This window comes from Aeromonas schubertii (assembly GCF_000820105.1).
Lineage (GTDB): Bacteria > Pseudomonadota > Gammaproteobacteria > Enterobacterales > Aeromonadaceae > Aeromonas > Aeromonas schubertii.
Window position 1 is genome coordinate 1 of record NZ_CDDB01000034.1, and the last position, 2031, is coordinate 2031.

General features: G+C 71.7%; 2 protein-coding genes. Both read right to left on the reverse strand.

Annotated features, from left to right (window positions below; all coding sequences use genetic code 11):
• The coding region (gene pbpC / locus BN1133_RS06715) for a penicillin-binding protein 1C (RefSeq protein WP_082177938.1) at positions 1-1786 on the reverse strand (1786 nt) is incomplete at its 3' end.
• A gap of 72 nt (positions 1787-1858) precedes the next feature.
• On the reverse strand, positions 1859-2031 hold a 173-nt coding region (locus BN1133_RS20565; protein ID WP_197273653.1), incomplete at its 5' end, for an alpha-2-macroglobulin family protein.

A 2031-nucleotide genomic window follows, 5' to 3' on the forward strand; every position in this document is an offset into this window, starting at 1 on the left:
GCCGCTGGCATGCCCCTTCCGGGGTGTGGGCCAGGGTACGTCCGAGGGGCCAGCAGACGGTCGCCTCACTCACGGCGTTGGGCTGGGGCAGCGGCGCCCCGCGCTCTTGCAGCCGCGAGTAAACCGAGAGCAGCAGCGGTACCGCCGCACTCTGACCAAAGTACCCCGGCAGCGGCGTACCGTCCGGGCGCCCGATCCAGACCCCGAGCGTCCAGCGCGGTGACACCCCGATGGCCCAACTGTCCCGGTAGCCATAGCTGGTGCCGGTCTTCCAGGCGAGCAGGTTGCCGCGTCCGGTGGCGTTGGCGGCAAACGGGAGATCCGCACGCCCCTGATCGGCCAGCATGCGCCAGACGACCCAAGCAGCCCCCTTCGAGAGCAGGGGGCGCGAGGTCAGCGGCTGATCCGGCTGCCAACGCAGGGGGCTCACCTGCCCCTCCCGTGCCAGGGCGCCGTAGAGGCTCACCAACTGCTCGAGCCGCAGCCCCGCCGCCCCGAGGGCGATGGCGGGGTTGGGAGCATCGCCAAGAGCCATACGCACCCCTGCGTTATCGAGGCGATTGACAAAGAGTGCCGGCCCCAGGGCTTCGAGCACCTGCACCGCCGGCACGTTGAGGGAGCGCTGCAGGGCCTCTTGCACCGAGACCGGCCCTTCGAAGGCGCCGGTGAAGTTGCCGGGGCGATAGGCCTGCCCGAGGCGCGGCGCATCGGTCAGCAGCGAACCCGAATGGATCAGCCCCTCGTCGAGGGCCAGGCCGTAGATGAAGGGCTTGAGGGTCGAGCCCGGCGAGCGCACCGCCTGCACCATGTCGAGGTAGCCGTGGCGCGCCGGATCCCCGTACTCGGCGCTGCCCACGTAGGCGCGCACCGCCATGGTGTCGTTCTCCACCAGCAGCAGGGCCGCCGAGGTACGGGCGGGAAAGCGCTTGATCCAGTTGGCGATGCGCTGCTCGGAAAAGCGCTGCAGATCCCCGTCGATCAGGGTGTGCACCAGGGCCCCGTCGCTCTGGCTCGCCGCCCGGCGGGCAAACAGGGGCGCCTCCATGGGGGTGAAGCGCCCTCGCGCCAGCACCGGCTCCATGGGCGCCTCGGCCAGCACCCGGGCCGGCCAGATACCGCGCGCCACCAGCCGGGCGATCACCTTGTCCCGCGCCCCTTGCGCCTGCTCGGGGTGGCGGTCGGGGCGGTAGCGGCTCGGCGCCTGGGGCAACACCGCCAGCAGGGCCGCCTCGGCGTGGGTAAGACGCGACGCGCTCTTGCCCAGATAGGCAAAGCTCGCCGCCTGCACCCCCTCGAGGTTGCCACCGAAGGGGGCGCGGTTGAGGTAGACGCCGAGCAGGGTGCGCTTGTCGTAGCGCCACTCGAGCTGCAGGGCCCGCAGCATCTGGCGCATCTTGCCGGGAATGGAGCGATCGTAGGGCTCGAGCAGCCTGGCCACCTGCATGGTGAGGGTGGAGCCCCCGGAGATCGGCCGCCCGTAGCGCAGCCACTGGCCCACCGCCCTGGCCATGGCGACCGGGTTGACGCCCGGGTGCACCCAGAAGTAGCGATCCTCGTACTCGATCAGCGCCTCCAGATAGCGGGGCGACACCTGTCCCAGGGTCACCGGGTAGCGCCACACGCCCCCGGTGTCGGCGAAGGCGCGCAGGGGGCGCCCCTCCTTGTCGAGCACCACCCGGGCAAACGCGGGCTCAAGGGGCGGCGGCGGGAAGAGTCGGTCGGCCGTCGCCAACAGGAGTATCGCCCCCACGCCGACAAGCAGCAGACGCCGACCCCAGATGGGCAGGCGTGCCCCCCCCCCTGCGCAGTGGCCGGCTCAGGGCGCGAAACGCCCCCTGAGCCAGAGCGAGCCACTCTCTCATTGGGCCTGGACGATGCGGGTACGGGTGATCCCCTCACCGCCACGGGCGCGCAGCTCGGGGCGCACCATGTCCTCGACCTGGGTCAGGGGCACGGCGTACTCGCCCGGGGTGACCGCCCGCATCAGGTAGATGAGCTGGCGGCTGCCCCCCGGCGAGAGGGTCAGGGCCG